This window comes from Pseudarthrobacter polychromogenes (genome assembly GCF_014644495.1).
GTDB lineage: Bacteria > Actinomycetota > Actinomycetes > Actinomycetales > Micrococcaceae > Arthrobacter > Arthrobacter polychromogenes.
Window position 1 is genome coordinate 40,682 of record NZ_BMKU01000008.1, and the last position, 25,894, is coordinate 66,575.

Annotated in this window: 24 protein-coding genes; 14 read left to right on the plus strand and 10 right to left on the minus strand. The window is 67.4% G+C overall.

The window, feature by feature from the left end; genetic code table 11:
- Nucleotides 1–70 precede the first annotated feature (70 nt).
- The 4 genes from IEX43_RS13315 to IEX43_RS13330 all read left to right on the plus strand — a co-directional run bounded on the left by IEX43_RS13315 (nucleotide 71) and on the right by IEX43_RS13330 (nucleotide 4,531).
- Entirely contained in the window at nucleotides 71–1,729 is a 1,659-nt protein-coding gene (locus IEX43_RS13315) for a trypsin-like peptidase domain-containing protein (protein ID WP_188811733.1), read from the plus strand.
- A 255-nt stretch (nucleotides 1,730–1,984) separates the two neighbouring features.
- Nucleotides 1,985–2,785, plus strand: a complete 801-nt coding sequence (locus IEX43_RS13320; protein WP_188811926.1) for an electron transfer flavoprotein subunit beta/FixA family protein — start codon at nucleotides 1,985–1,987, stop codon at nucleotides 2,783–2,785.
- A 14-nt stretch (nucleotides 2,786–2,799) separates the two neighbouring features.
- On the plus strand, nucleotides 2,800–3,747 hold the full coding sequence (locus IEX43_RS13325; protein ID WP_188811735.1) for an electron transfer flavoprotein subunit alpha/FixB family protein: 948 nt from the start codon (nucleotides 2,800–2,802) through the stop codon (nucleotides 3,745–3,747).
- Nucleotides 3,748–3,751: 4 nt separating this feature from the next.
- Complete coding sequence (locus IEX43_RS13330; RefSeq protein WP_188811737.1) at nucleotides 3,752–4,531, plus strand: PIG-L deacetylase family protein; 780 nt, start codon at nucleotides 3,752–3,754, stop codon at nucleotides 4,529–4,531.
- 82 nt (nucleotides 4,532–4,613) lie between these two features.
- On the opposite strand, the gene IEX43_RS13335 is transcribed toward IEX43_RS13330, so the two are convergent.
- The 4 genes from IEX43_RS13335 to IEX43_RS13350 form a co-directional block, all read right to left on the minus strand.
- On the minus strand, nucleotides 4,614–5,519 hold the full coding sequence (locus IEX43_RS13335) for an anti-sigma factor (protein WP_188811739.1): 906 nt from the start codon (nucleotides 5,517–5,519) through the stop codon (nucleotides 4,614–4,616).
- Entirely contained in the window at nucleotides 5,520–6,128 is a 609-nt protein-coding gene (locus IEX43_RS13340) for a sigma-70 family RNA polymerase sigma factor (RefSeq protein WP_066277373.1), read from the minus strand.
- A 195-nt stretch (nucleotides 6,129–6,323) separates the two neighbouring features.
- A complete protein-coding gene (locus IEX43_RS13345; protein WP_104185011.1) occupies nucleotides 6,324–6,791 on the minus strand; it encodes a tRNA (cytidine(34)-2'-O)-methyltransferase in 468 nt (155 codons plus the stop codon).
- Between the two features lie 22 nt (nucleotides 6,792–6,813).
- Nucleotides 6,814–7,764, minus strand: coding sequence for a J domain-containing protein (locus IEX43_RS13350; protein ID WP_188811741.1), 951 nt, complete (start codon nucleotides 7,762–7,764; stop codon nucleotides 6,814–6,816).
- 207 nt (nucleotides 7,765–7,971) lie between these two features.
- Here IEX43_RS13350 and IEX43_RS13355 point away from each other — a divergent pair, with 207 nt between their 5' ends.
- The 9 genes from IEX43_RS13355 (at nucleotide 7,972) to IEX43_RS13395 (ending at nucleotide 18,716) form a co-directional block, all read left to right on the plus strand.
- Complete coding sequence (locus tag IEX43_RS13355; RefSeq protein WP_188811742.1) at nucleotides 7,972–8,664, plus strand: hypothetical protein; 693 nt, start codon at nucleotides 7,972–7,974, stop codon at nucleotides 8,662–8,664.
- 46 nt (nucleotides 8,665–8,710) lie between these two features.
- Nucleotides 8,711–9,940 (plus strand): cysteine desulfurase family protein, encoded by a 1,230-nt coding sequence (locus IEX43_RS13360; protein ID WP_188811744.1) that lies wholly within the window; start codon nucleotides 8,711–8,713, stop codon nucleotides 9,938–9,940.
- 220 nt (nucleotides 9,941–10,160) lie between these two features.
- Nucleotides 10,161–11,303, plus strand: a complete 1,143-nt coding sequence (mnmA, locus tag IEX43_RS13365; protein ID WP_188811746.1) for a tRNA 2-thiouridine(34) synthase MnmA — start codon at nucleotides 10,161–10,163, stop codon at nucleotides 11,301–11,303.
- A 227-nt stretch (nucleotides 11,304–11,530) separates the two neighbouring features.
- Nucleotides 11,531–13,162: an ABC transporter substrate-binding protein gene (locus IEX43_RS13370; protein ID WP_188811747.1), complete on the plus strand. Its 1,632-nt coding sequence runs from the start codon at nucleotides 11,531–11,533 to the stop codon at nucleotides 13,160–13,162.
- 142 nt (nucleotides 13,163–13,304) lie between these two features.
- On the plus strand, nucleotides 13,305–14,396 hold the full coding sequence (locus IEX43_RS13375; protein WP_188811748.1) for an ABC transporter permease: 1,092 nt from the start codon (nucleotides 13,305–13,307) through the stop codon (nucleotides 14,394–14,396).
- 2 nt (nucleotides 14,397–14,398) lie between these two features.
- Nucleotides 14,399–15,412 (plus strand): ABC transporter permease, encoded by a 1,014-nt coding sequence (locus IEX43_RS13380; RefSeq protein WP_188811749.1) that lies wholly within the window; start codon nucleotides 14,399–14,401, stop codon nucleotides 15,410–15,412.
- Complete coding sequence (locus tag IEX43_RS13385; protein WP_229666455.1) at nucleotides 15,409–17,133, plus strand: ABC transporter ATP-binding protein; 1,725 nt, start codon at nucleotides 15,409–15,411, stop codon at nucleotides 17,131–17,133. Before IEX43_RS13380 ends, IEX43_RS13385 begins: the two co-directional genes overlap by 4 nt.
- A 105-nt stretch (nucleotides 17,134–17,238) precedes the next feature.
- The gene (locus IEX43_RS13390; RefSeq protein WP_066277345.1) at nucleotides 17,239–17,646 is read left to right on the plus strand and encodes a chorismate mutase; all 408 of its coding nucleotides are present in this window, start codon (nucleotides 17,239–17,241) and stop codon (nucleotides 17,644–17,646) included.
- Nucleotides 17,647–17,648: 2 nt separating this feature from the next.
- Entirely contained in the window at nucleotides 17,649–18,716 is a 1,068-nt protein-coding gene (locus IEX43_RS13395) for a uroporphyrinogen decarboxylase/cobalamine-independent methonine synthase family protein (protein WP_188811928.1), read from the plus strand.
- 24 nt (nucleotides 18,717–18,740) lie between these two features.
- On the opposite strand, the gene IEX43_RS13400 is transcribed toward IEX43_RS13395, so the two are convergent.
- From IEX43_RS13400 to IEX43_RS13425, 6 genes are read right to left on the minus strand one after another with little or no spacing between them, the layout of a single operon-like run.
- Nucleotides 18,741–19,454, minus strand: a complete 714-nt coding sequence (locus IEX43_RS13400) for a DUF4166 domain-containing protein (protein WP_188811750.1) — start codon at nucleotides 19,452–19,454, stop codon at nucleotides 18,741–18,743.
- Between the two features lie 46 nt (nucleotides 19,455–19,500).
- Nucleotides 19,501–20,793, minus strand: a complete 1,293-nt coding sequence (locus tag IEX43_RS13405) for a DUF58 domain-containing protein (protein ID WP_188811751.1) — start codon at nucleotides 20,791–20,793, stop codon at nucleotides 19,501–19,503.
- Nucleotides 20,793–21,788, minus strand: coding sequence for an AAA family ATPase (locus IEX43_RS13410; RefSeq protein ID WP_188811752.1), 996 nt, complete (start codon nucleotides 21,786–21,788; stop codon nucleotides 20,793–20,795). The genes IEX43_RS13405 and IEX43_RS13410 overlap by 1 nt, the downstream gene beginning before the upstream one ends.
- A complete protein-coding gene (locus IEX43_RS13415) occupies nucleotides 21,785–22,978 on the minus strand; it encodes a DUF4350 domain-containing protein (RefSeq protein WP_188811753.1) in 1,194 nt (397 codons plus the stop codon). The genes IEX43_RS13410 and IEX43_RS13415 overlap by 4 nt, the downstream gene beginning before the upstream one ends.
- Nucleotides 22,975–23,652 (minus strand): DUF4129 domain-containing protein, encoded by a 678-nt coding sequence (locus IEX43_RS13420; RefSeq protein WP_188811754.1) that lies wholly within the window; start codon nucleotides 23,650–23,652, stop codon nucleotides 22,975–22,977. The genes IEX43_RS13415 and IEX43_RS13420 overlap by 4 nt, the downstream gene beginning before the upstream one ends.
- The gene (locus IEX43_RS13425; RefSeq protein WP_229666456.1) at nucleotides 23,642–24,652 is read right to left on the minus strand and encodes a DUF7847 domain-containing protein; all 1,011 of its coding nucleotides are present in this window, start codon (nucleotides 24,650–24,652) and stop codon (nucleotides 23,642–23,644) included. Before IEX43_RS13425 ends, IEX43_RS13420 begins: the two co-directional genes overlap by 11 nt.
- Before the next feature lie 514 nt (nucleotides 24,653–25,166).
- On the opposite strand from IEX43_RS13425, the gene mtrA reads away from it, so the two are divergent.
- Nucleotides 25,167–25,841 carry an MtrAB system response regulator MtrA gene (mtrA, locus tag IEX43_RS13430; protein WP_104184998.1) on the plus strand — a complete coding sequence of 225 codons (675 nt, stop codon included), beginning with the start codon at nucleotides 25,167–25,169 and terminating at the stop codon, nucleotides 25,839–25,841.
- Nucleotides 25,842–25,894 lie beyond the last annotated feature (53 nt).

Here is a 25,894-nt window from a genome sequence, read left to right on the forward strand (position 1 = left end):
CAGCAAACATCCGAGCTTGTTCCAGCCAGGGAGTCCATAGTTAATGCAGACGAGGATGAAAGGAAGTCCCATGACTGAGAACCAGACGCCGGGTCCGGCTTCGCGGAACAGCGGCCAGGACCGGCAGGATCCCTGGGGGCAACACGCCGGACAGGCAGGGGAGCCCGCTGCGGGGGAGCAACCGGCAGGTGATCCCGGGGCGAATGGGTCCGGGCCCCGCCAGTACCCCACAGAGCGGATTGAGCAGCAGGGCAACAACCCCACCCAGGAACTCCCCGGAGCCCAGCGTCCCGTCTATCCCCAGCGGCAGCCCTTCTACGGCGGGCAGCACGCGGCCGGGCAGGACCCGGCCGCCCCGCAGGCGCCCGGCCAGTACCAGGCGCCCCACCCCGGTTACGGCTACGCCAGCCAAAACCGTCAGGAAAGCCAGTACTCCGGCCAGGACCACGGCGCAACCGACCTCGGCGCCGGCAGCGTCCACAGCGGGACTGCCTTCGCGCCCAACCCCAAGGACGCGCCGCGCCGGAAAGCGACATTCGGCGTGGGCACCCTCGTGGCCAGCATCCTTGCGGCCGGGCTCGTGGGAGGGGGAGTGGCCACCGTCGGTTCCGCGGAACTGTTCGGCAACGCCGGTTCGGGTGCCGCAGTGAGCAGCAACAGCCAGCCCGGGACAGTCATCGTCAATAACAAGGACAATGTGAACGCTATTACGGCAGCCGCCGTGAAGGCGTCGCCCAGCGTGGTGACCATCAGTGCCTCAAGCGGCGGCTCCGGCGGCACGGGCTCCGGAATCATCCTGGACGACCAGGGGCACATCCTGACCAACACCCACGTCGTTACCCTGGATGGCCAGACGGCCGACGCTGCCCTCGAAGTGCGGACAAGTGACGGCAAGGTCCTCACCGCCAAGCTCGTTGGCACAGACCCGTTGTCTGACCTGGCCGTGATCAAGGTGGATAACGCCAACGGCCTGACCCCCGCCACCCTGGGCGATTCCGGGAAACTGAACGTGGGCGACACCGCCATTGCCATCGGCTCGCCGCTGGGCCTCACCGGTACCGTAACCGACGGCATCGTTTCAACGCTCAACCGGACCATCAGCGTTGCCTCCGCGGCCGCCCCAGAGGAGGGGGACAACGCCGAGGGCGATGACGAGGGCGGATTCCAGTTCGCGCCTCCGGGCGGCGGACAGAGCCAGCAGACGGCGGACCAGGGCGAAATCTCCATCAACGTCATCCAGACCGACGCCGCCATTAACCCCGGAAATTCCGGCGGTGCCCTGGTGAACAGCAGTGGCGAGGTGATTGGCGTCAACGTGGCCATTGCGTCCGCGGGATCGAGCGCATCCTCGACCAGCGGAAACATCGGCGTCGGCTTCAGCATCCCCATCAACCACGCCAAGCGGGTGGCGCAGGAAATCATTGACACCGGCAAGGCCTCGCACGGCCAGCTGGGCGTCAGCGTCAAGAAGAAGACGGCCTCAAGCGCCGCTTCCGGGTTCTCGGTGGGCGCGGACGTTGCCACTGTGGAGGCGGACTCTGCGGCGGGCAAGGCAGGGATCAAGGTGGGCGACGTGATCACCAAGTTCAACGACCTCGCCATCGGGGAACCGGAGCAGCTGACCGCGGCGGTCCGGGAACAGCCCGCCGGGTCCAGCGTCAGGATCACTGTCATGCGGAACGGCAAGGAACAAACGTTCGACGTCACACTGGGCGCCGCCGCCAGCTAGCACGGCGCCAACAGCACACCCCGGCCGAACACACGACGGCGGCGTCCCCACCTGGCGGGCGCCGCCGTCGTGATGCATCCGCAGCGGACAGCGGCCGGGGGAGCGCTGACACAGGCGTTAACGGAAGAGGGCGCCGGGGCGCGCCTATATGGTTAGCTAGGAGCTACCCGCATGCCGGGCATTCCGCGGCCATGACCTCACCCGGCTGGCTGTCCACAAGCATGGAAGGCTGCTGTAAACACAGTGGAAGATACATTGAAGATCATCGTCCTGGTCAAGCATGTACCGGACGCCCAGTTTGACCGCCACCTCACCGGTGAGGGCTACACAACTGACCGGGACGAGAGCATCCTGTCCGAGCTTGACGAATACGCCCTGGAGGCGGCGCTGCAGCTGGCCGAAGCCCGTGGCGGATCCAAGGCGGGAAACCAGGTCATCGCGCTGAGCATGGGCCCCTCGGGAGCCGTCAACGCCATCAAAAAGGCGCTGCAGATCGGTGCAACCGAGGGTGTGCACCTCACCGATGGCGCCCTGGCAGGTTCAGACGCCGCGGCCACGTCGCTGGCGCTCGCCGCCGCCATCCGGCACCTGGGCAGCGACGCGCCCGTGGACCTGGTCCTCACCGGAATGGCGTCAACCGACGGGGAAACCTCACTGGTCCCCGCGCAGCTTGCGGAGCGCCTGGATATGCCGCAGGTCACCTTCGCGTCGTCGCTGGAGGTCGACGGCGGCCGGCTCACCGCACGCCGGGACGCCGACACGTCCTCCGAGACAGTGGAGGCACCGCTGCCGGCTGTGGTCTCGGTGACAGACCAGATTAACGAGCCGCGCTACCCCAACTTCAAGGGCATCATCGCTGCCAAGCGCAAGAGCATCACCACCCTCTCCCTGGCTGACATCGGGGTGGACCCGGCGCAGGTTGGACACGCGGGGTCCTGGACCAGCGTGCTCAGCGCCGAGGAACGTCCGCCCCGGACCGCCGGCACCATCATCACCGACGAAGGCGACGCGGGTATCAAGCTCGTTGACTTCCTGGCCGCCCAGAAGCTGCTCTAAGAGGGACCACAGACATGGCAAAAGTACTTGTATTCATTGACAACCCCGGCACGTCGCTCAAGAAGAGCAGCCTCGAGCTGCTCACCCTGGGCCGCGCCCTCGGGGAAACAGCGGTTGCCCTCAACGGAAAGCTGCACGACGACGTTGCGGCCGCCTTTGCGGAGTACGGCATCGGCACGGTGCTGCTTCCCTCGGCCGAGGACCTTGATGATTTCCTGGTGGCACCCAAAGCGGCCTACCTGGCCGCTGCCGCTGGGCAGGCCGGTGCCAATATTGTCCTGCTCGACAACTCGCCCGAGGGCAAGGAAATTGCTGCACGGGCAGGAATCCGCCTCAACGCGGGCGTCATTACGGACGTCGTGGCCGTAGATGCCGACGGCACCGCGCACAAGTCTGTCCTGGCCGGCTCCTACAACACCGCCTGCAAGGCCGGGACTCCGGTGAGCGTCCTGACCGTGAAGGCGAACAATGTGGTCCCCGTACCCGCTGCCGCCCCGGCTGCACTGGAGACGGTCACCGTTGACGTTCCTGCTGTCAGCGCCGCGGCCCGGATCACCGCCCGGGAACAGAAGGTTGCCAGCGGGCGCCCGGACCTCACGGACGCACGGATCGTGGTAGCCGGCGGACGCGGCCTGGACGGGGACTTCGGCCCGGTGGAGGAACTGGCCGATGCCCTCGGAGCAGCAGTAGGCGCCTCCCGTGCGGCCACCGACGCCGGCTGGATCAGCCACGACGCGCAGGTGGGGCAGACCGGAAAGACCGTGTCCCCGCAACTTTATATTTCGGCGGGCATCTCCGGTGCCATCCAGCAAAAGGCCGGAATGCAGACGGCCAAGGTCATCGTTGCCGTGAACAAGGATGCCGAATCCCCGGTGTTCGAGATCGCGGACTTCGGCATCGTCGGTGACCTGTTCGACGTCCTCCCGCAGGCCACGGCAGAGATCAAGAAACGCAAAGGCTGATTCTTTGACTGTCTTTCCCCAGCAGGCACAGAGCCCGTTCAACCCGGACGAACACCGGGTTGGGCGGGTGCTCTGTTTTGCGGCGCACCCCGACGACATCGATTTTGGTGCTGCCGGCACCATCGCTGCCTGGACGGCGGCGGGCGTCCAGGTCAGCTACTGCATCATGACCGACGGCGACGCGGGCGGCTTTGATCCCGTGCACCGAGCCGACATCATCGCCCTTCGCGACGCCGAACAGCGCCGTGCCGCCGAACTGGTGGGGGTTACCGACATCCATTACCTCCACCAGCGGGACGGCTACCTTGAACCGTCTCACGAGGTGATGAAGGGCGTGGTGAGGCTGATCCGGGAACTCCGTCCCGACGTCGTGCTGTCCATGCACCCGGAACGGAACTGGAAGCGCATCCAGAAGAGCCACCCGGACCACCTCGCGGTGGGTGAGGCCGTTACCCGCGCCGTGTACCCTGCCGTGGAAAACCCGTTCGCCTACCCGGAACTCGCCGAGGCCGGCCTGGACGCCTACAAACTCCCGTGGCTGTGGCTTTACGCCGGGCCCGAGGAGCGGGAAAACCACTTCGTGGATGTCACGGAGCACGTGGAGTCCAAGCTCGGGGCGATCCACGTCCACGTCAGCCAGCACCCCGACGTGGACGCCATGGAAGCAACGGTCCGGCAGGGCATGCAGGCCAACGCTGCCCGTGCAGGCCTTGCGGACGGCAGGAGCGCTGAGGCCTTCCACGTGGTGGCGGTCAACGGGCCCGGAACCATCGCCGGCTTCTGAGCACGCTGCACACGAAAGCGCCCCGCTCCTTCCCTTGACGGAATGGAACGGGGCGCTCTTTGCGTCTTGCCCGGCTTCTGCGTTATGCCCCCAGCGGGGCAGCGGCAACGGTGGGCAGGGTGGGGGACTGGGAGCCGCCTGCCGGCTCAACAGTGATCCCGAGCGCTGCGGCAGAGGAGATCCCCTCCACCACGGCGGGCTTGGACAGGGCTTCCTCATCCATCAGGCCCTGGGACACCGGTGCCGAGCCGTCCTTGGGGATCAGCCACATCTGGTAAACCTTCCCCGCCGGCGGGGCGGGAACGCCGTTCATCTTGACGACGGCGGCATCCTCCGATGAGGAGATCAGGAGGGTCGCTGTACCGCCTCCCGCTACGTCCACCGATGCTTCCCGCAGGTCACCGGCCCGGACCACCTGGTTCAGGGGATCATTCTGGTCTGCCAGGTAGGACCCCACGCCTACACCGCCCAAAGCTATGGCGGCGGCAGCCGCGACTCCGGCGAGCCAGCGCCGGGCGCCTCCGGGCCGGCGCCGTTCCTCGCGGCGCTGCCGGGCCTGGGCGAGCTCGTCTCCGCCGGCAGGCTGCGCACCGGCTGGCTGCCCGGATGCCGGCTGCCGCGGCGCGAACTGTCCTCCTGCAATCTGTCCTGAGGCAGGTGGGGCCGAGGTATTTGAGTCCGGCCCGCTGCCCTGGACAGGCAGTTGGGCGACGATACGGTCGAAAAGGTCAGCCGGAGGCTGCTCCTCGACGCGGAAGGTCCTTACGAGGGTTTCCCTTGCCTGGCGCACCCGGTCGAAGAACTCGGTCCGTTCCGCTTCCGGCGCGGCCGACATGTACTGTTCGATCGCCCGGCGTTCCTCTTCAGTTACCGCATCCAGGGCATAAAGTTCGGCCAGGTCCACCGCCCGGCCGGAAGCCAGGTCCATGGCAACGGTGTCGCCAAACGAGCCGGAACGGCCATTGCGGCCGCTGTTGGTTTCAGTCATCTAACTCACCCCCAGACAGGTCTTCAGTCGGATCAATCCATCGCGGATACGGGATTTAATGGTGGGAACTGCGGCGTTCAGGCGTTCGGCAACTTCCCGGTAGGTGAGGCCCCCGTAGTACGCCAGGCGCACAGACTCCTGTTGCGTTTCGGTCAGTGTCTCCAAACACCGCACCACGGCCTCCGCCTCCAGCCTGCTTCCCACCTGGTCCGCCACGGAGTCGTGGTCGATGTCCTGGGTGCTGGCGCCGTACTTGGCCTCGCGGTCAGTGGAGGACTGCGAGGAACGGACCCTGTCCACGGCCCGCCGGTGCGAAATGGTCATCAGCCAGGAGAGCGGGCTCCCTGCTTTGGGGTCGAACTTGGATGCGTTCTGCCACACCTGGAGGAAGACCTCCTGTGTGGTGTCCTCGCTGAGTTCGGGATCGATCAGGACCCTGCGGGCCATGCCGAAAACGCGGCGGGACGTCAGCTGGTAAAACTCGGCAAAGGCCGCCTGGTCACCCCGGCCTATGCTTTCCAGCAGGACTGAAAGCCGGTGGCTGAGGTCGGCCGGAGGGTCTGACACCGCGGCCTGGGCCTCGGAGTGTGGCGCGTTGGGGGTTTCCATCACTACCAAGCATAAGTCTCCCGGCCGTGAATCCTCAGCAGTACCGCCGTGGCTGCTGCGGGAGGTCCTGGATCTTGACTCCAGCAATGTCACCTGCAGCTCCTCCAACGCCTGGGAATGTTGTCGGAAGTGATTCGGAACAGCTGCCCGGATGGATTGGCCGGGTGTGCAGAGAAGTTGCCGGCTTCTGCGGGGTCAGATTTTGGCGCCGGCAAAGCCCTGCTGGCGCCAGGCCTCGTACACGGCGATGGACGCGGCGTTGGCCAGGTTCAGAGAACGCAGGGCCGGCAGCATGGGCAGCCGCACCGTGGCCGTCACATGGGGATCGGCCTTCAGTTCCGGCGGCAGCCCCACGGATTCACGGCCGAACATTAGGACGTCGCCCGGCTGGTAGGAAATATCGGTGTAGCTGGCGGTTCCGTCAGAAGTGAAGGCGTAGACCCGCTCCGGTTGCAGGTGCTTCCACGCATCCTCGATGCTGGGGTGCACGGTGACGACGGCAAGATCGTGGTAATCCAGCCCGGCACGGCGGAGCTTCGCGTCTGAGAAATCGAACCCCAGCGGTTCCACGAGGTGCAGTTCGGCGCCGGTAATGGCTGCGAGCCGGATGGCGTTGCCGGTATTGCCGGGGATTTCGGGGGCGTGGAAAAGGATGCGGAACACCGTCCCATCCTAGCCACCGTTGTCAGTGCATGCCGCGCAGCAGCCTGGCCAGCACCGGAACATTCACCGAGTTGGGCGCGGGCCCGGACGCAAGGAATTCCTTCAGCCCGCGCACCATCCCTGCCGCGTTAACCACCTGCACGGCCTCGAGGGCACCGGCTGAACGGCTGTGGTTGTCTATCACCGGCTCGTGGAGGTTGCCGCCAGGGTTGAGCACCACGGTCCAGCCCGTGACGTTCAGTTCCGGGAAGATGTCCTGCATGGCCCGAACAACGTGCGCGAGCTGCGGCGGGGCAATGGAGCGGCCCCCGTGGTTCAGTGTATGCCCGTCCCAGGCATAGGCGCCCTTGGGCAGCAGCATGGAGCCGACCAGCGCCAGCCGGTAGCCGGACAGGACGGCGTGGTCGATGTGGCTGTTGTCGGCAGGGGACTGGAGGCCGTTGATCAGGCGTGCGGCCGGGATGGCCGGCAGGATTTGCCGGGTCAGGAGCTGGACCGTGCGCATCTCCCGCTGGATGCGTGCCTCGGCCCCGAAAATACCGCGTTTGCGTGGCATGCCGTGCACCTGCTGGCGGGCGACTGCCAGGGGAATCAGCGGAACCTCGCCGGAAGGGGCATCCTCATACTGCGGGACGTACACAGGGGGGTCGCCGGCGGTGTTGCGGACGTTGCCTTGCCGGTGCACTGTGGCCGACGCGCGACTGCCCGCCGGTGGCGCGTCGAAATGCGCCTCCGTGTCCGCGTCCTCGTTGCGCAGCGTGCCGGCGGCGTAGGAGCGGTCGTAGGCTTTCCTGCGGGTGGGGTCGATAAGGGTTTCGTAGGCACGCGTCACCTGCCGGAACGCGGCGGCATCACCGCCGTGATCAGGATGGGCCGTCCGGGCAGCCCGGCGGTAGGCCACCTTGATCTCCTTCTCCGTGGCCGTTACGGCCACGCGAAGTACCTGGTAATAGGAGCTGCTGCTCTCGGTCAAGCCCTCATCCTTCTCTTGGTATGGCCAGTCTTCGCAGGTAGCCCGGTCCGCACAGTTTAACGGCCTGTCCTGAACAACGACGCTCCGGGCCTCCAGGGTTCCCCGAGTCCCCGCGGACCGGGTGCGGGCGCCGCAGGCAAGTGCATTTAGACTCATGCATGCGCGGCCGTCCCGGCTGCGGCTGAACGTATTGGGGCAGGAATGGATATGCCGACGACGGCGGGAACGGCTGACAGGGCCAGGCGGCGGGTGGCGCCGGTGCTGGCAGCCGCAATGGGAGCTCTGCTGGTTGGCGGCTGCAGCGTGGAGGTGCGGGACCCTGCAGCTCCGCAACCTGTCGCCAGCACGCCGGGGTTTGCCACCCCCACCATTACGCCTGGCCACGATGCTGCCGCCGTGGCCGCGCAGGACCTTCCCTTTGCCGCCGGCGGCAGCCTTGCCCCCGGCACGCCCGTAGGCATCGGGGACGGACTGAAGGAAGCCCCGGGATGGAAGGCCGTCGCCGGCAGCGTGGCCGCCGAAGCCCGCTACGAGAAGGAAGACGGCTGCCTGGTGGCAGCCAGGGTGCGCACCAGCCAGGCTGCCCTGGTCCGGGGCGACGACAGGGAATCCACCGTTGCACTTTTTGAGTATCTGGACCCGTCCATCCTGCCCGGCTACCTGAACACGGAGACACTGCGGTGGGGCGCGGACCCGGCAGGGCCCGGCAGGACCGTCGAGGTCCTGGCCCTGGAACAGGCAGCCCAGCCGGCTGGAAGGGCAACTGCGGTGCTCGCCAGGCTGTTCGGCACGGCCGGGTCATCCGTCTACATCTCCCTCGCGTGCCCGGACGCTGCCGCGCTCGCAGGGGCGAGGGCCGACGTCGCACGTTTCCTGCCGGTGATCCCGCCGTCCGCCTAGCTGAGGACGGCGCCTGCCCGGCAGGGTGGGCCGGTAGAATTGCAGGGTGCCCGTTTACCTCGATCATGCAGCAACCACCCCCCTTGCACCTGAGGCGCTGGCCGCGCTGACCCGTGAACTGGCCCGCACCGGAAACCCGTCCTCGCTGCACGGTTCCGGCCGGCGGGCGCGCCGTGCCGTGGAGGACGCCCGGGAGGCTGTTGCTGCCGCCGCGGGAGCGCACCCGTCGGAAGTCATTTTCACCTCGGGCGGTACGGAGGCTGACAACCTTGCCGTGAAGGGGCTGTACTGGTCCCGCGTGGCTGACGTGCCCGCGCGGCGCCGCGTCCTCTGCTCCGCCGTCGAACACCATGCAGTCCTGGACACGGTGGAGTGGCTGGAACGCCACGAAGGCGCCGAGGTGGTCTGGCTGCCGGTGGACAGCGACGGAGTGGTGGACCTCGCCGTCCTTGACGCTGAACTTTCCCGTGACCCGGGCACCATCGCCCTGGTTACCGTGATGTGGGCCAACAACGAGGTGGGCACCATCCAGCCCATCAGCAGGATCGTGGAGCTGGCGCACGCCGCCGGGGTCCCCGTGCACTCGGACGCGGTCCAGGCGTTCGGTTCCCTCCCCCTGGATTTCAAGGCCTCAGGCCTTGACGCCATGTCCATTTCCGGCCACAAGATCGGCGGCCCGGTTGGGGTGGGTGCGCTCCTGTTGGGGCGGTCCGTGAAACTTACCCCCGTCCAGCACGGCGGAGGCCAGGAAAGGGACGTCCGCTCGGGCACCCTGGACACGGCGTCGATCGCAGCCTTCGCCGCTGCCGCTGAGAAGGCCGCAGCCACCCTGGGCGCCGAGTCCACACGCATTGCGGGCCTCCGCGACCGGCTGATTGACGGTGTCCTGGAACGGGTTCCGGAAGCCGTCCTGCGCGGTGCCGCCGGAAACGGCCGGCTCCCCGGCAACGCGCATTTCACTTTTCCCGGCTGCGAGGGGGATTCCCTGCTGTTCCTCCTGGACCTGGCCGGCGTGGAGTCATCCACCGGTTCGGCCTGCACGGCGGGTGTGCCCAGGCCTTCCCACGTTCTGCTGGCCATGGGCCTGGACGAGGAGACGGCGCGGGGCGCGCAGCGGTTCACCCTGGGCCATGCCTCGGTGGAGGGCGACGTCGACGCCCTCCTGGCCGCGCTGCCTGACGCCTATGCCCGGGCGCGGCAGGCGGGGATGGCCGGGCACGAGTCCAGCATCCAGACCGCAGGAACGCTTGCGCGCCGGCCCCTCAACGGCGGCTGACGGAGGCCGGCCTGACGGGGCTCTGTGCTGAGGCCGTAGAATAGATAGGCAAGGATCGTTTCCGGGAGCCTGCCTGCCCTAAGAATCAGCCCCAAGAATCAGCGCCGGAAATTGGCGCCGGGACCCAGCGTCCTTATCCAGCGCCGCCACCCAGCGCAGCCAGCCCGCGTACGTCAGCCAGCACCGGCCCGGAGCCGGGAAAACCCGAGGGAAAGCCACCATGCGAGTTCTAGCAGCCATGAGCGGCGGAGTCGACTCCGCCGTCGCCGCCGCCCGCGCCGTCGAGGCGGGGCATGACGTCGTCGGCGTCCACCTGGCGCTCTCGCGCATGCCCGGCACGCTCCGCACCGGAAGCCGCGGCTGCTGCACCATCGAGGACTCCCGCGATGCGTGGCGCGCCTGCGACGTCCTTGGCATCCCGTACTACGTCTGGGACTTCTCCGAGCGGTTCAAGGAAGACGTTGTCCAGGACTTCATCGATGAGTACGCCGCCGGCCGCACCCCCAACCCCTGCATGCGGTGCAACGCGCGGATCAAGTTCGCCGCGCTCCTGGAAAAAGCCATCGCCCTGGGGTTCGACGCCGTGTGCACCGGACACTACGCCAAGGTCATCGAGGATGCCGACGGTAACCGCGAGCTCCACCGCGCCGCTGACTGGGCCAAGGACCAGAGCTACGTCCTGGGCGTCCTGACGCACGAGCAGCTCAAACACTCCATGTTCCCGCTGGCCGAGACACCTTCCAAAGCTGAAGTCCGTGCTGAGGCTGAACGCCGCGGACTCTCGGTGGCCAACAAGCCGGACAGCCATGACATCTGCTTCATCCCTGACGGTGACACCGCGGGATGGCTTGCCGAAAAGATCGACATGTCCACCGGGGACATCGTGGACGAAACCGGCACAAAGGTCGGCGAGCACCCGGGCGCCAACGCCTTCACCGTGGGCCAGCGCCGCGGCCTGAAACTGGGCACGCCCGCCGCCGACGGGAAGCCCCGCTTCGTCCTGGAGATCCGGCCCAAGGAAAACAAGGTGGTAGTAGGCCCGGAGGCCCTGCTGGCCATCGACGAGATCCGCGGCATCAAGGTCTCCTGGGCAGGACTGCCCATCGCCGAAGTGGAGACGGGCGGGGAATTCGACTGCCACGCCCAGGTCCGTGCCCACGGCGACCCCGTGCCCGCGACGGCACGCATGGAAGTGACAGGCCACGGCGGGGACGCCGCCGCCGCCGGCCAGCTGGTCGTCCGGCTCACCACCCCGCTGCGGGGAGTGGCCCCGGGCCAGACGATTGTCCTTTACCAGGGCAGCCGGGTGCTGGGCCAGGCAACCATCGACGCCGCCCGCTCGCTTCAGCGCGCCGAGCTCTAAACCAGCATGTCCCCAGCACCGCCCCGGTTCCGCCGGGGCGGTGTTGTTGGTTGTACCGTGGCTGCGGGGGCAATCAGGTAAATTTTGTGTCTCAACTCACAAAATGGTCCGGGATGAGTGTTGACTCTCTGATTGAATCTAGGCATCAGCACCGCGCGCTTCCCGCCTGAGCAAATGCACCCATCAGCGGTCGGCGGGCGCGCACTCATCGAACAGAAAGTTCTTAGATGACGAAGAGCAACAAAGCACTGCACGGCGCAATCGCGCTGGCAGGCATTTCCGCCCTCGCACTGACTGCCTGCACGGGCCCCTCAGGCGGCGGCGGAACCTCGACCGGCGATACCGGGGGTGGCGCCATCACATACGGCACCACGGACAAAGTGGTCACCCTGGATCCGGCCGGATCCTATGACGGCGGATCCTTCATGGTCATGAACCAGATCTACCCGTTCCTGCTCAATTACAAACCCGGCACTGCCGATGCCACCCCGGACATCGCCGAGTCGGCCTCCTTCACCAGCCCCACCGAATACACCGTGAAGCTCAAGCCCGGCCTGAAGTTCGCCAACGGCAACACGCTGGATTCCTCCGACGTCGTGTTTTCCTTCAACCGCGTCAAGACGATCGACGACCCCAACGGGCCGGCGTCACTGCTCGCCAACATGGAAAAGATCGAGGCGACGGACGCCAACACCGTGGTGTTCACCCTTGCAGCCGGAAACGACCAGGTGTTCCCGGGCGTGCTTGCCTCCAACCCCGGTCCGATCGTGGACGAGGAAGTCTTCCCGGCGGACAAGATCATGGACGACGACGCCATCATTGCGGCCAAGCCGTTCGCCGGCCAGTACACGATTGAAAGCTACAAGAAGAACGAACTGGTCAGCTTCAAGCCCAACCCGGACTATCAGGGGCTGCTGGGCGCTGCATCCAACGACGGCGCCACCCTCAAGCACTACGCGGACCCGAACAACCTGAAGCTCGATGTCCAGCAGGGCAACATCGACGTCGCCGGGCGCATCCTTACCGCCACCGACGTCGCAGACCTTGAAGGCGACGACAAGGTGAAGGTCCACAAGGGCCCGGGCGGGGAACTGCGCTACATGGTCTTCAACTTCGACACCATGCCGTTCGGCGCGAAGACCCCGGAAGCCGATCCTGCCAAGGCCCTTGCCGTCCGCCAGGCCATCGCCCACCTCGTTGACCGCGACGTTATCGCCTCCCAGGTCTTCAAGGACACCTACACCCCGGTCTACTCCTACGTGCCCAAGGAATTCGAAGGCGCAACCGAGCCGCTGAAGAGCCTCTACGGTGACGGGAGCGGCAAGCCGAGCCTGGACAAGGCAAAGCAGGTCCTGGCCGATGCCGGCATCACCTCGGTGGTTGACGTGAAGCTGCAGTACACGGACCGCTACGGCACCTCCGCGGCCGACGAGTACGCGCTGGTCAAGGAACAGCTCGAAAAGTCAGGGCTCTTCACCGTCGACCTCAAGTCCACAGAGTGGACCACCTACACCAAGGAACGCCGGGCCGACGCCTACCCCGTGTACCAGCTGGGCTGGTTCCCGGACTATTCGGACGCGGACAACTACCTGACGCCGTTCTTCATCCCGGGCAACTTCCTCGGCAACCACTACGAGAACCCGGCCGTGACGGACATCGTGAAGCAGCAGCTGGTCACCACGGACAAGGCTGAGCGGAGCGAACTCCTGGGCGAGGCCCAGGAAGCCATCGCCAAGGACCTCTCCACGCTGCCGCTGCTGCAGGGCGCCCAGGTCATGGTGGCCGGAACGGATGTCCAGGGAGTCGAAAAGACCCTCGATGCCTCGTTCAAGACCCGTCTTGGCGTGATGTCCAAGTAAGTCGACCGAACCATCCGGCTCTGACCGCACACGGGGCGGGACACGGTGCGCCTGTTGCCAGGCGCCCGTGTCCCGCCCCGCGGGCTGGACGGGATGCGGTGCCGGCCCGCCGCGGGCACCGCAAAGACAACCTGAGGTACCCATGACGACATTGATTGACGCGCCACCAACTGACGCGGACGGACTGCTCCCGGCCGCCAAAAAATCATCCGGCGGTGGATTGGGACAGTACATCCTGGTCCGGTTCCTGCTGATCTTCCCCACCATCTTCATCCTGGTAACCATGGTCTTCTTCCTGATGAGGATCACCGGCGACCCCATCACCGCAGCCATGGGAGGACGCCTGCCGGCGGACCAGCTCCAGGAGCGGATCCAGGCGGCCGGCTACGACCGGCCCATCCTGGTCCAGTACTTCGAGTACCTCGGCCAGCTGGCCACCGGCAACTTCGGCCGGACGCTCACGGACAACCGCGCCGTCTCCGAAATGCTGACAACCTACGGCTCGGCCACCCTGGAGCTGAGCATCAACGCACTGCTCGTCGCCCTCGTGGTTGGCATTCCGCTGGGCATGGTGGCGGCCCACCGCCGGGACAAGGCGCCGGACGCCGTCCTGCGGGTCTTCGCCATTCTTTGCTACGCGACCCCCGTGTTTTTCGCCGGCATGCTGCTGAAGCTGACCTTCTCGGTTTGGCTCGGCTGGCTGCCGGTGGCAGGGCGGGCCAGGACGTCCAGCGAACTGGCCTTGACGTCACTGGAGGCACCCACCGGAATCTACTGGCTGGACGCGCTTCGAAGCGGCAACATGGCCGCCCTGGGAGATGTCATGGCCCACGCCGTCCTGCCCGCGGTGGCGCTGGGGCTGCTGACAGCCGGCATCTTCCTCCGCCTTGTCAGGACCAACGTCATCGGCACCCTGGGCAGGGACTACATTGAGGCCGGCCGGTCCAGGGGCGTCAGCGAATACCGCCTGGTCACCAAGCATGCCTACAAGCCCGCACTGATACCCATCATCACGGTGATGGGCCTGCAAATAGCAGTGATGCTCGGCGGGGCGGTGCTGACCGAGAAGACATTCGAATGGAAAGGCCTGGGATTCCAGCTCGCCAACTACCTCACGGCCCGTGACTTCGTGGCCGTGCAAGGCATCGTGGTGCTGCTCGCCATCATCGTGGCCATGACCAACTTCATCGTGGACATCATCGCCGCGCTGATCGATCCCCGCGTGAGGTACTGACCATGAGCATCCCGGCCGTTCCCGTTCCGATGGAAAGTCCACGGGCTCCCTGGTACCGCCGCCTGCCGGTGGTCTCACACTTCAACAAAAGCGTTGGCCTCCAGCGCGGCATGCTGGTCGCGGGGCTGGTCCTCACCGGCCTGTTCGTCCTGACGGCGCTTTTCGCACCGTTGCTGGCACCCTACGGTTTCTCCCAGCTTTCCGACGCCGACGGCAACTTCCCCACGCAGCAGGCCCCAGGCGGCAAGCACCTTTTGGGGACGACCGTGGGCGGTTACGACGTCCTCTCGCGGGTCATCTGGGGCGCACAGACGGCGATCATGGTGATCGTCGTCGCCGTGTCCATGTCCATCGTCGTCGGCGTTGTCCTGGGCCTGGTCAGCGGTTACCTCGGCGGGTGGCTCGACCGGATCCTGGTGGTCATTGCCGACGCCGTGTACGCCTTCCCGTCACTGCTGGTGGCCATTGTCATGGCCATCGTCATCAGCGGCGGACAGTCCAGCCTCATCGGCGGCATCTTCGCTGCCGGCACGGCCATCACGCTGGTCTTCATTCCGCAGTATTTCCGGGTCATCAGGGCCGAGACCGTCAGGCTGAAGGCTGAGCCCTTCGTGGAGTCCGCCAAAGTGGTGGGAGCATCCAACATCCGCATCATGACCCGCCATATCTACCGCAACGCCACCCGGACCCTGCCGCTGATCTTCACCCTGAACGCCTCCGAAGCCATCCTCACCCTGGCCGGCCTTGGCTTTCTGGGCTTCGGCATTGAGCCCAGTTCGGCCGCGGAGTGGGGCTTCGACCTCAACAAGGCGCTCGCCGACACCACGTCCGGCATCTGGTGGACCGGCCTGTTCCCCGGCCTTGCCATCGTGCTGACCGTGGTGGGCCTGACCCTGGTGGGCGAGAGCATCAACGACCTGAACGATCCACGCCTCCGCGGCCGCAAGAGCACGGGCAGCAGTTCCCCGGCGCCGGTGGACAACGCCGCCATCGCAACCGAAGTGAGGGCATCATGACCGTCAACATCGATCCATTGTCCGGGCGGAGCCCCAACGGGGAGCCCGACGACGGCCGCCCCGTTCTCGACATCGACCACCTCCAGGTCACGTTCGCCACGGACGGCGGTCCGGTGCAGGCAGTCAAGGACGTCAGCCTGGAGGTCAGGAAGGGGGAGGTGCTGGCGATCGTGGGGGAGTCCGGATCCGGCAAGACGGTCACCGCCAAGACCATCCTGGGCCTGCTCCCGGAAACGGCCAGCAGTTCCGGGGCGGTGCTGATCAACGGGGCCGACGTCATCAGCGTCAGCGCCGCCCGGCTCCGCCAGATCCGCGGCCGGGACGTTGCCATGGTGTTCCAGGAACCGTCCACCGCACTGAACCCGGTGTTCACCGTGGGCTGGCAGATCGCCGAAGGCATCCGGGCGCACACCGGAAGCGACGGGAAGCGGGTTTCAGCCAAGGAGGCCAAATCCCGGGCCATTGAAGCGCTGCGCAAGGTGGGCATCCCCGATCCGGAACACCGGGTCAACTATTACCCCCACCAGTTCTCGGGCGGGCAGAAGCAGCGGGTGGTCATCGCCGCGGCACTGGCCCTGAATCCCGGGCTTATTGTCGCCGATGAGCCCACCACGGCCCTGGACGTCACAGTGCAGGCGGAAATCCTGGAACTGCTCAGGGACCTGCGGGACAAGTACGGCACGTCCATTGTGCTCATCACGCACAACATGGGGGTGGTGGCGGACCTGGCCGACCGGGTGGTGGTGATGTACCAGGGCGACGTGGTGGAGGAGGCTCCGGCCCGCACCCTGTTCGCAGAACCGCGGCAGGACTACACCCGCAGCCTCCTCGCCGCGGTGCCGCACCTCGGACGGAACTCCGCCTCCGCAGGACTGGCCAGCCGGGCCCACCAGGAGGAGGAAGTCCTCGTGGAGGCCAACAACCTGTCCATCGAGTATCCGGGGAGGCTGGGAACACCGGCTTTCAAGGCAGTGGACAGGGTCAGCTTTACGCTGTCCAGGGGCGAAGTGTTCGGCCTGGTGGGGGAGTCCGGCTCCGGGAAGACCACCATCGGGCGGGCCATCGCCGGCCTCAACAGGACCACCGGCGGAAGCCTGAAGGTGCTGGGATACGAGATGCTGAACCTCAAGGAACGGACCTTCAAGCCGCTCCGCAAGGACATAGGGTTTGTGTTCCAGGACCCGGCGGCGTCCTTCAACCCGCAGCTGACCATCGGGGACTGCATCGCCGAACCCATGGTCATCCACACGAAGCCAAGCCCGGCGCAGACTCGCAAACGCGTCGGCGAGCTGCTTGAATCAGTCCAGCTCCCGGCGTCGTACTCGGCACGGTACCCGCATGAACTGTCCGGCGGCCAGCGTCAGCGGGCTTCGCTGGCTCGGGCACTCAGCCTGAATCCCCGGTTGCTGATCGCCGATGAGCCGACGTCCGCACTGGATGTTTCGGTGCAGGCCAAGGTCCTGGAACTGTTCAGGGACATCCAGCAGGAGTTTGGCTTCGCCTGCCTGTTCATCAGCCATGACCTCGCGGTGGTGGACACGCTCTCCTCCTGGGTGGGCGTCCTCTATAAGGGCAGGCTCGTGGAGCAGGGGATCGGCAGCCAGGTGATGGGAAACCCGCAGCACGACTACACCCGGCGGCTTATCGCGTCCCTGCCCGTACCGGATCCGCAGGAACAGGCGAAGCGGAGGGAAGCGCACCGCGCCCTGCTGGGCATCTGAGCGGCAGGACTCGGCGCCGCGTCGGAGCCCGAAGCGCCGGTGCCGGATACCGGCACCGGCGCTTAACACCCGGGTGATTCCGGTGCCTGCCCATAGACTTGAACCATGACGCAGCACAACCTTCACACTCCTGACGCCGATGACTACGACCCCTCAGCAAGTTCGCTGGCGGACCAGGTGGACCAGTCGGTGATGGCTGAACTGCTCTCCATCCGTTCAAGCATCGACAACATTGATGCCACCCTGGTCTACCTGCTGGCCGAGCGCTTCAAGGCCACCCAGAAAGTGGGCTTCCTCAAGGCCGCCCACCGGCTCCCCGCCGGGGACCCCGGCCGTGAGGCCGCCCAGATCGCCAGGCTTCGCCGCCTCGCCGAGGACGCCCACCTGGACCCTGCCTTTGCCGAGAAGTTCCTCAATTTCATCATCGGGGAAGTCATAAGGCACCATGAGGCCATCGCGGAAGACCACGAGGCAGCCTCGGGCCAGCACCCGCAGGCATCAGCCCTCGCGTGAGCATGGTCGAAAGGCATGAACCCCGTGGCGGTGCCTCCTCACCGGCGCCCGCTCCGCCGCGGGAAGTGACGGCCACTGCGCTGGGACCGTGGCCGGGCGAAGACCCCGTGGAGGCCGCCCGGATCATCCGGGGCGAACTCGGCAGCCCGCACCTGCCCTTCCTCGCCGAACTGCCGGACCGCGGAGTTGGTTCCGATGCCCTGGGGCGTACGGCCAGCCTCCTTGCCGAGCTGGCCGTCGACGTCCAGCCCTATGGGTGGCGGCTGGTCGACCGTCCCGGCAAGGACTTCCGCCGCGCCGCGTCAGCCCTGGCCACGGACATCAACGTCCTCGCCGACGTGGCCGGAGCCGAGGAACGGCCTGCCGCAGAGATCAAGGTCCAGCTGGTGGGGCCCCTGAGCCTGGCGGCCGGGCTCCACCTGCACAACGGCGAGCGTGCCCTCCTCGACTACGGCGCCCGGCGGGACCTTGCGGCCTCGCTTGCCGCGGGTGTGGGCGGGTACCTCTCCCGGGTGGCGGCCGCCGTACCGGGCGCGCGCCTGGTAGTCCAGGTGGACGAGCCGGAGATCGCCGCGGTGCTGGCCGGCACCATTCCCACCTCCAGCGGCTACCGCACCCTCCGGGCGGTGCCGGCGTCTGAAGCACGCGAATCGTGGCGGCTGGTCCTTGACGCCCTGCGGGCCGCGGGCGCCGCCGAAGCGGTGATCGCCGTTCCCGAGGTGGAAGCTCCCTTCGAACAGATCCTGGCTGCCGGAGCGGACGGCATAGCTGTTCCTTTGAAAGCCCTGACGTCCCGGCAGTGGGAGCAGCTGGCTGGAGCGGTGGAATCAGGCTCAAGCCTGTGGCTCGGCGCCGTGGAGGCAGCCGGCGGGGCGCTGCCCAAGGTCGCTGAATCGGTGGAGGCCGTGTGGCGGCCCTGGCGGCAGCTGGGCCTTTCGGCACACACTCTGGCCTCCATCCGGGTGACACCATCGGCCGGGCTCGCCGGCGGCTCGCCGTCGCAGGCCACAGCGGTGCTTGGCAGGCTTACCCAGCTTGCGGACGGGCTGAACCAGCTCGCCCAGGGCTAGCCGGCGCGGCTTTCGCCAGCGGCGTCAGACCCGGTTCTCCCAGCGGTCCGGCTGCGCGTAGCGCGGCAGGAAGCTTTGGGCTGAGCTGCCGCCGCTGTAGGGGCGCAGCCGGTAGTCGAAGCTGCCGGCGTAGACCAGGACCAGGCCGATCTGCGGCTGGATGACCTTCACCTGGATCCGGTGTTTACCGGCGGGACCTTCTGCCGGGTCCCACCACTGTTCTGCGTATGCTTTGGCGTCCAGGGCGGCAGGAAGGGGGATACGGAGGGGACCCAGGAGGAGCCGGGATGCTTCCGATACGCCCCGGAGCCGGCCCTCTGCCGTGACACTCAGGTTCAGGTCGGTGACCAGCCGCCGGTACCGGCCCACGTAATCCACCAGCTGGGGTGCACCGTTCCGGCGGGCGGCGCTTGTGGTGTCCTGGAAGATGCGGGTGCGCCCAGGGAACCGGATCTCACGGCGGGCCGTGAGGCTGGAGCGGCCAAAAGGGTCCTGGTGGGCGTGGTTCTCGATGCGGAACGGAATGTTCTCGCCGTACTCGGGAAAGAAGGCTTCCTCCCCGCTGGTCAGCCGCAGCAAAGGCCGGAGCCATTCCTGACGGCAGCCCACGACGTCGAACGTTCCTTCTCCCACGCCGTAGCGGCCCGAGCCCGGCACCAGGGAGAAGTAGTCCTGCAGCTCGGGCTGCAGGCGCGAAAAGTCCGCGCCGAGGGCCTGCTGGTAGATGGGAACGTTCATGGGGAACCTCCTGCTGGGAAAGCGGCTGGAACAAGGTGCTGTGACCTCACAATGTACCGGCAGCCTTGAGCCTGATGTACATGTCAGCGAGCCGCGGCGGCAGTTGGTGGGGTTCGGCGTCCACTACTGATACGCCGTGCTGCCGGAGCTCTGCGCTGATCGCCGCACGCTGCAGGAGCGCCCGCTCGGCCGCTGCGGCCCGAAAGACACCGGTGGCGTCGCCGCGTTCTCCCAGCATGGTTCCCAGCTGCGGGTCCCGGACCGCCGCAACCACCACCACGTGCTGCCGGGCCAGCTGGGCCGCGACGGGAAGCAGGCCTTCCTCGGGCGCGCCGCCGTCCAGCGAGGTGAGCAGCACAACGAGGGACCGGTGCGCGGAAACGGCGCGGACCTGCGCCGGGACGGCCGGCCAGTCCATCTCAATGAGTTCGGCCTCCAGCGGTGCCATGGCCTGGACCAGCTGGCCCAGGAGGTTTCCCTGCCCGGAGGATCCTGCCCTGGCGCGCGTCCGGCGGTCAAAGGCGAGGAAGTCCACCCGGTCCCCGCCCCGCTCCGCGAGGACACCCAGCAGGAGTGCCGCTTCCATGCCCGTGTCCAGGCGCGTTTCGTCGTCGATCCTTGCCGCCGATGTCCTGGAGGTATCGAGGACCATGACCACACGGCGGTCCCGTTCGGGCCGCCAGGTGCGAACCACCACCGCGGACCGGCGTGCCGTGGCCCGCCAGTCAATCGACCGGACGTCGTCGCCCCGCACATAGTCCCGCAGGGAATCGAACTCGGTGCCCGCGCCGCGGATCTGCACCGCGGCCTTGCCGTCGAGCTCGCGCAGTTTCCGCAGCTTGGACGGCAGGTGCCTGCGGGAGTGGAAAGGCGGCAGCACCCGCAGCGAGCCCGGGCACGGCACGGTCCGCTGGCGCGCCGCCAGCAGCAGGGGGCCAAACGAGCGGAGGGTGGCGTGCGGTGCCCGGAGGTCTCCCCGCCGGACGGGACGCAGCCGTACCGTGACGCGCCTGCTCTCATTGGCCGGAACCTCAATGTCCTGTACGGCGTTCTGCGCTCCCGCCGAGGGCTGCCAGGCGTCGCGCAGGACGCCGCGGAGCCGGCGCCCGCCGTCGTTCCGGACCGTGAGCACAGCATCCACCGCCGCGTGCAGGGTGACGTTTCCGGGCTGAGTGCGCAGCAGGCTGACCGTCCGCAGCGGGGCCGCTGCCAGAAGGTCGACGGCGGCAAGGGCTGCCAGCACCCCGGACACCAGCAGCACCGTTCCCCAGCCGGGCAGCAGGATGACCGGCACCACCCCCAGCAGCACCAGCAGCACGAAACGCCCGGAGATGGCCATCAGCGGGGAACGGGAACGGAGGCCAGGATGCTGCCCAGCACGTCATCCACCCGGACCCCGTCCATCTGGGCTTCCGGCTGAAGCGCCACACGGTGCCGCAGGCAGGGGAGTGCGAGGGCCTTGACGTCGTCCGGGGTCACGAAGCTCCGGCCTGACAGCCAGGCCCAGGACCGGGACGTGTTCAGCAGTGCCGTGGCCCCGCGGGGAGAGACTCCCAGCAGGAACGACGGGGCCGAGCGGGTGGCGCGCACCAGATCCACGATGTAGCCGATGATTTCAGGATCCACCGCCACTGACGCCACGGCCTGCCGGGCTTTCGACAGGTCTGCCGCACCTGCTACTGCCCTGACCCCCGCAGCCGTGAGGTCGCGCGGGTCAAAGCCGGCAGCATGGCGCCGGATGACCTCCATTTCGTCCTGGCGCCCGGGCAGCGGCATGGTCAGTTTGAGCAGGAACCGGTCCAGCTGCGCCTCGGGCAGGGGGTAGGTACCTTCATACTCAACAGGGTTCTGCGTGGCAGCAACCAGGAACGGTGCTGGCAGCGGCCGGGACACTCCGTCCACGGAAACCTGCCGTTCCTCCATGGCCTCGAGCAGGGATGCCTGCGTTTTGGGCGGCGTCCGGTTGATTTCGTCTGCCAGCAGGATGTTGGTGAACACCGGCCCTTCACGGAACGTGAATTCGGAGGTGTGGGAGTCGTAGACCAGGGATCCCGTGACGTCTCCGGGCATGAGGTCCGGGGTGAACTGCACGCGCTTCGTGTCCAGGCTCAGGGCCGCAGACAAGGCACGCACCAGCAGCGTTTTGGCGACGCCCGGAACCCCCTCCAGAAGCACGTGGCCCTGGGAAAGGAGTGCAATCAGCAGTCCCGTGACGGTGGCGTCCTGCCCCACGACGGCCTTGGCCACCTCGTGCCGCACGTCCAGAAGGGCCTGCCGGGCGGAATCATGATCCATGTGGTCCAGGACCCGGGGGCTGCTGCCTTGCTCGCTCATCGGCTCTTGACTTCTTTCTCTAGGGTGTCCAGCTCCCGGGACCAGGCCACAAGCCTCGCCTCGGTGCCGGGACGTTCGTTGATCAGTTCGCGGAGCTCCGGGGCGGGCTTGCCGAGGAGTTCGGCAGCTGCGTCGATGACCTGGCCGGCGGTGGCCCCTGGCCCGGTCCGCAGATGCCCGGAAAGCCGCACCAGGGTGCCGGCCCGAAGGTTGTCCCTCGCCTGGTCCACGGCGCGGGAGTCCTGATAGAGCCTCGCCCGGCCCTCTGCAGTCTCCGCTGCCTTCACCACAACCGGCAAGGGCTCAAACACCAGCGGGCCCAGGCGCCTGCCGCGCCAGGCTATCGCCGCCACGGCAACCAGGGCGAGCCACGGGCCCAGGAAACGCGCCCAGCCGGGGGCCAGTTCGTCGAGGCTGGCGGGGCTGCCCCCGGTGTCCAGGTCCTCAAGGGTAGGGATGTACCACACAAGGTCAGGAGACGGGCCGAGGGTCCGGATGGCCAGGGCGGCATGCCCCAGGCTGTCCAGCTGTCCGTTGCTGAAGACGGCGGTGCTGCCCACCACGGTGAGCTGACCATCGCTGCCGACGGCTACCAGCCCTGCGCTGGAGCCGTCCGGCCGGTAGCAGGTCGTCCCGCCGTCGTACAGGAAGCCGGACTCTCCGGAAACCGTACCTGCGGCCTGCGGGTCAGGCAGGCTGCAGCCGGGATCCAGCACTGGAGACGCTTCCGGCACAACCCCTGCCTGCCGGATGCCGGCGTCGAGTGCGTCCAGGGTCTGCAGCCGGGGCGATACCACCACCACCCGCTGGGCGGACGCCGCCAGGCTGCGGAGCCGGGGCCCGTCCAGGAAGCCGTTCCTGTCGTACAGCAGCAGTGTGGGCGAAGAACCGGCCTCCAGTGCTGCCATGGCTGCCCCGTAGTTTCCTGCATCGTGGACGGCCACTCCGTGCCGGCCCAGGATCTGCGCCACCGCGCGGGCGCCGTCGGGACCGGCGTTGTGGACCGACATCGGAACGGCGTCCCCCTTGGGACTGAGTTGCGCCCAGAGAACCAGGACCAGCGCGGCAGCCACCACGGCGGCACAAGCCACAAAGGCGCGGTGCCGCCGGAGCCACCCAGTCCTGCGGACGGATGCCTGGTCCGCATAAGTGCCTCCCTGCACCGCAGAAGCCGGAACCGCCCCGGTCATGGCAGTACCGCCGGGCGCGGTGCCTCATAGTCCTGGTGGCCCTCGTCCCGATTGCCCGGCCGGCGGACGGGCTTGAGGGCTTCGAGCGCGTCATCCAGGCCGGCCATCGCCCGGTAGTCGCCGGCGTCCGCCGTCCTGTTCCCGTAGCGGATGGCATCGAACATGCCCGCCGCCCTGTCCAGGCGCTGCCCTGCGGTGCTGAAGGGGAGCGCCAGGTCCCGGGCCACCTCATCGGCTGTCCGCCCGGGCTGGGGGTCCAGGATGGTGCGGTCCTCGGCAGAGCGGACCAGAGCCCGGAAACGGTCCACGACGGCGTCCCCCCACCTTCCAGCCGCCGCGGAGGTCTCCGCGCGCTGACGGTAGTCGCCGGCCGCCAGCTCGCCCTCGGGTTCGAACACCTCCTTGACCTGCCGCGCTTTGGGGTTCAGCCGGGGCTTGGCAATGATCACCGCGGCAGCGATGATCACGGCGATCACGAGCCCAATGACGGGGCTTGGCACGGTGCTGCCTGCATCCGCGGATCCGTCCAGGGTAGAAAGCCAGTCCAGGAAGTTCTCCCACAGCGTCTCGACCCATCCCGGGGCAGCGTCACGGTATTCAGGTTGGGAAAGCTCCTCTGCTGCCCAGCGGCGGGCTTCCTCCGCCCCGGGCAGCACCGGGGGTTCAGCGGCCATCCGGCCATGCCCCCGGCGCAGGCCCGGTGCCGGGGTTCCAGCCACCGGGGTAACCTCCGGGCCGGGCCGCCGCCTGGCCGCGGCCCGGGATGCCGTCCGGATCCGCACCGGACTCCATCATGCGAAGCAGCGAGATATCGAGTCCGTCCTTGCGCATCCGGAGGTCCATGTAGATCAGCGCCATGACAGACGTCTGGAAGGCATAGCCCAGCGCTCCTGCCAGTGCACCGAGGACGGCGGTGATGATGCCGACGGCGACGGCGATGGACACGTCCTGCCCGGCGCCCCCATGGGGCGAAAGGAAGCCTGCCATCAGCGGGGCTACAAGGCTCACCGGGATCATGACCACCTGGCTGATGACGCCCACCATGATCCCCACCACCACGGTGATTCCAAGGATCCGCCACCAGTTGGCCCGGGTCAGATCCCAGGACCGGCGCAGGGCATCGAATGCGCCCAGTTCCTCAACTACTACGGCGGCCGGGGCCACCAGCAGTTTGACGTAGATCCACACGGACAAGGCAACAAAGCCCAGGAACATGGGAATGAGCAACAGGACGCCCATCCGTTCCATGCTGGCGATCAACGCGACGGCAGCCGCTGCCGGGACGAGGATGGCAACCAGCCCGGCAACCATCAGTAGCGCCGCCAGCCGCATCAGTGCCCCGACCCGCGGCCTCGCCAGGACCCACATCTGCTTGAAACCGGTAGGGCGGTTAAGGATGGACCGCGCCACCGGCACTACCATGGCTCCCTGCAGGACGGAGGCGATGAAGATGGTCAGGACGGCAACCAGCACAATGGCGGCAACGAAGCCCAGGCCGAGCGACGTGAGATCGGCGGGGCTGGCGCTCTCCGCCCAGGCTTCGATGGAGCCCATCGACGTTGCCGTGGCTGCTGTAAGGACAGCCGTCAGGATGGCGGCGAGGGACTGCGCCAGCAGCGAAGCGCCCAGCATGGCTTTGGCATTCCGCCTGATGGTCTGGAACGAACCGTCCATGATCTCCCCGAACATCAGGGGGCGCAACGGAACAATGCCCGGTTTGGGCGGAGCGACATATCCTGGCTGGCCGTACGGGTGGCCCTGGGAGGGATACCCGGGGCTGGGGTACTGAGGGCCCTGCGAGCCCGGATATGACGGACCCGGCTGGCCCCATGGCTGCTGCCACGCCGGCGGCCCCCAGGGACGCTGCTGATCCGCCGGCGGCGGCCAGCCTGGCGGCTGCTGCTCCGGGTGGTGCCCTCCCGGGGGCTGGTGCTGCGCTGGAGTTTGCCCCCAGGCAGGCAGGCCCGGCCCTCCGGGCTCCTCCGCGTCGTAATCCTTTGGTGACACGATGTTCCTTCCCCCCATCCAGTCCGCCGTCGGCCTGGCGCCGGCTTCGCAATTCCGGCGTGGCGCTCGAAACGTCCGGCGTGGCACCAGCCTATAGTTCCGGCGTCGGGCATCCTAGCGCCCCGCCATGCCGGAGGGCGCTGAACAGGACAAAGCCATCCTGATAAGGGAATATATAACTATGAAGGCACGCATTCTGGTGGTAGACGATGATGAAGCGCTGGCCGAAATGATTGGAATTGTCCTCCGCAATGACGGCTTCGAGCCGGTCTTTTGCGCGGACGGCGCCCAGGCGCTCGACATTTTCCGGTCATCGCGGCCGGACCTGGTTTTGCTGGACCTCATGCTTCCGGGCGTGGACGGCATCGAGGTCTGCCGGCAGATCCGGGGAGAGTCGGATGTGCCCATCGTCATGCTCACCGCCAAGTCGGACACGTCCGACGTCGTCCGCGGACTTGAGTCCGGCGCCGACGATTACGTGCCCAAGCCCTTCAAACCCGCTGAACTGGTGGCGCGCGTCCGCGCCCGGCTCCGCCCCGGCGACCAGAAGGCGCCGGAAACCCTCCGCATCGCGGACATCACCATCGACGTCGCCGGACACACGGTCAGCCGGGGCAGCGACCGGATTTCGCTGACGCCCCTGGAGTTCGACCTCCTGGTGGCCCTGGCACGGAAACCATGGCAGGTGTTCACCCGGGAACTGCTGCTCGAGCAGGTCTGGGGCTACCGTCATGCTGCTGACACGCGCCTGGTGAACGTCCATGTCCAGCGGCTCCGGTCCAAGATCGAGCAGGATCCGGAAGCTCCGGAAGTCGTGTTGACGGTGCGTGGTGTCGGCTACAAAGCAGGGGCCTGAACCCGCGGCACAGGACGGTGCGCCCGGTTCGGGCGCGCCCGCTCCCGCGGGCA

Bases quoted from the DNA above. Each gene is read 5' to 3' on its own strand.
- IEX43_RS13335 (WP_188811739.1), bottom strand. From the start codon at position 5,519: ATGACTGAAACCAACAGCGGCCGCAATGGCCGTTCCGGCTCGTTTGGC.
- mtrA (WP_104184998.1), top strand. From the start codon at position 25,167: ATGAAGGCACGCATTCTGGTGGTAGACGATGATGAAGCGCTGGCCGAA.
- IEX43_RS13395 (WP_188811928.1), top strand. From the start codon at position 17,649: ATGGTCGAAAGGCATGAACCCCGTGGCGGTGCCTCCTCACCGGCGCCC.
- IEX43_RS13390 (WP_066277345.1), top strand. From the start codon at position 17,239: ATGACGCAGCACAACCTTCACACTCCTGACGCCGATGACTACGACCCC.
- IEX43_RS13425 (WP_229666456.1), bottom strand. From the start codon at position 24,652: ATGGACGGTTCGTTCCAGACCATCAGGCGGAATGCCAAAGCCATGCTG.
- IEX43_RS13410 (WP_188811752.1), bottom strand. From the start codon at position 21,788: ATGAGCGAGCAAGGCAGCAGCCCCCGGGTCCTGGACCACATGGATCAT.
- IEX43_RS13355 (WP_188811742.1), top strand. From the start codon at position 7,972: ATGCCGACGACGGCGGGAACGGCTGACAGGGCCAGGCGGCGGGTGGCG.
- IEX43_RS13315 (WP_188811733.1), top strand. From the start codon at position 71: ATGACTGAGAACCAGACGCCGGGTCCGGCTTCGCGGAACAGCGGCCAG.
- IEX43_RS13325 (WP_188811735.1), top strand. From the start codon at position 2,800: ATGGCAAAAGTACTTGTATTCATTGACAACCCCGGCACGTCGCTCAAG.
- IEX43_RS13385 (WP_229666455.1), top strand. From the start codon at position 15,409: ATGACCGTCAACATCGATCCATTGTCCGGGCGGAGCCCCAACGGGGAG.
- IEX43_RS13405 (WP_188811751.1), bottom strand. From the start codon at position 20,793: ATGGCCATCTCCGGGCGTTTCGTGCTGCTGGTGCTGCTGGGGGTGGTG.
- mnmA (WP_188811746.1), top strand. From the start codon at position 10,161: ATGCGAGTTCTAGCAGCCATGAGCGGCGGAGTCGACTCCGCCGTCGCC.
- IEX43_RS13370 (WP_188811747.1), top strand. From the start codon at position 11,531: ATGACGAAGAGCAACAAAGCACTGCACGGCGCAATCGCGCTGGCAGGC.
- IEX43_RS13375 (WP_188811748.1), top strand. From the start codon at position 13,305: ATGACGACATTGATTGACGCGCCACCAACTGACGCGGACGGACTGCTC.
- IEX43_RS13400 (WP_188811750.1), bottom strand. From the start codon at position 19,454: ATGAACGTTCCCATCTACCAGCAGGCCCTCGGCGCGGACTTTTCGCGC.
- IEX43_RS13380 (WP_188811749.1), top strand. From the start codon at position 14,399: ATGAGCATCCCGGCCGTTCCCGTTCCGATGGAAAGTCCACGGGCTCCC.
- IEX43_RS13420 (WP_188811754.1), bottom strand. From the start codon at position 23,652: ATGGCCGCTGAACCCCCGGTGCTGCCCGGGGCGGAGGAAGCCCGCCGC.
- IEX43_RS13340 (WP_066277373.1), bottom strand. From the start codon at position 6,128: ATGGAAACCCCCAACGCGCCACACTCCGAGGCCCAGGCCGCGGTGTCA.
- IEX43_RS13415 (WP_188811753.1), bottom strand. From the start codon at position 22,978: ATGACCGGGGCGGTTCCGGCTTCTGCGGTGCAGGGAGGCACTTATGCG.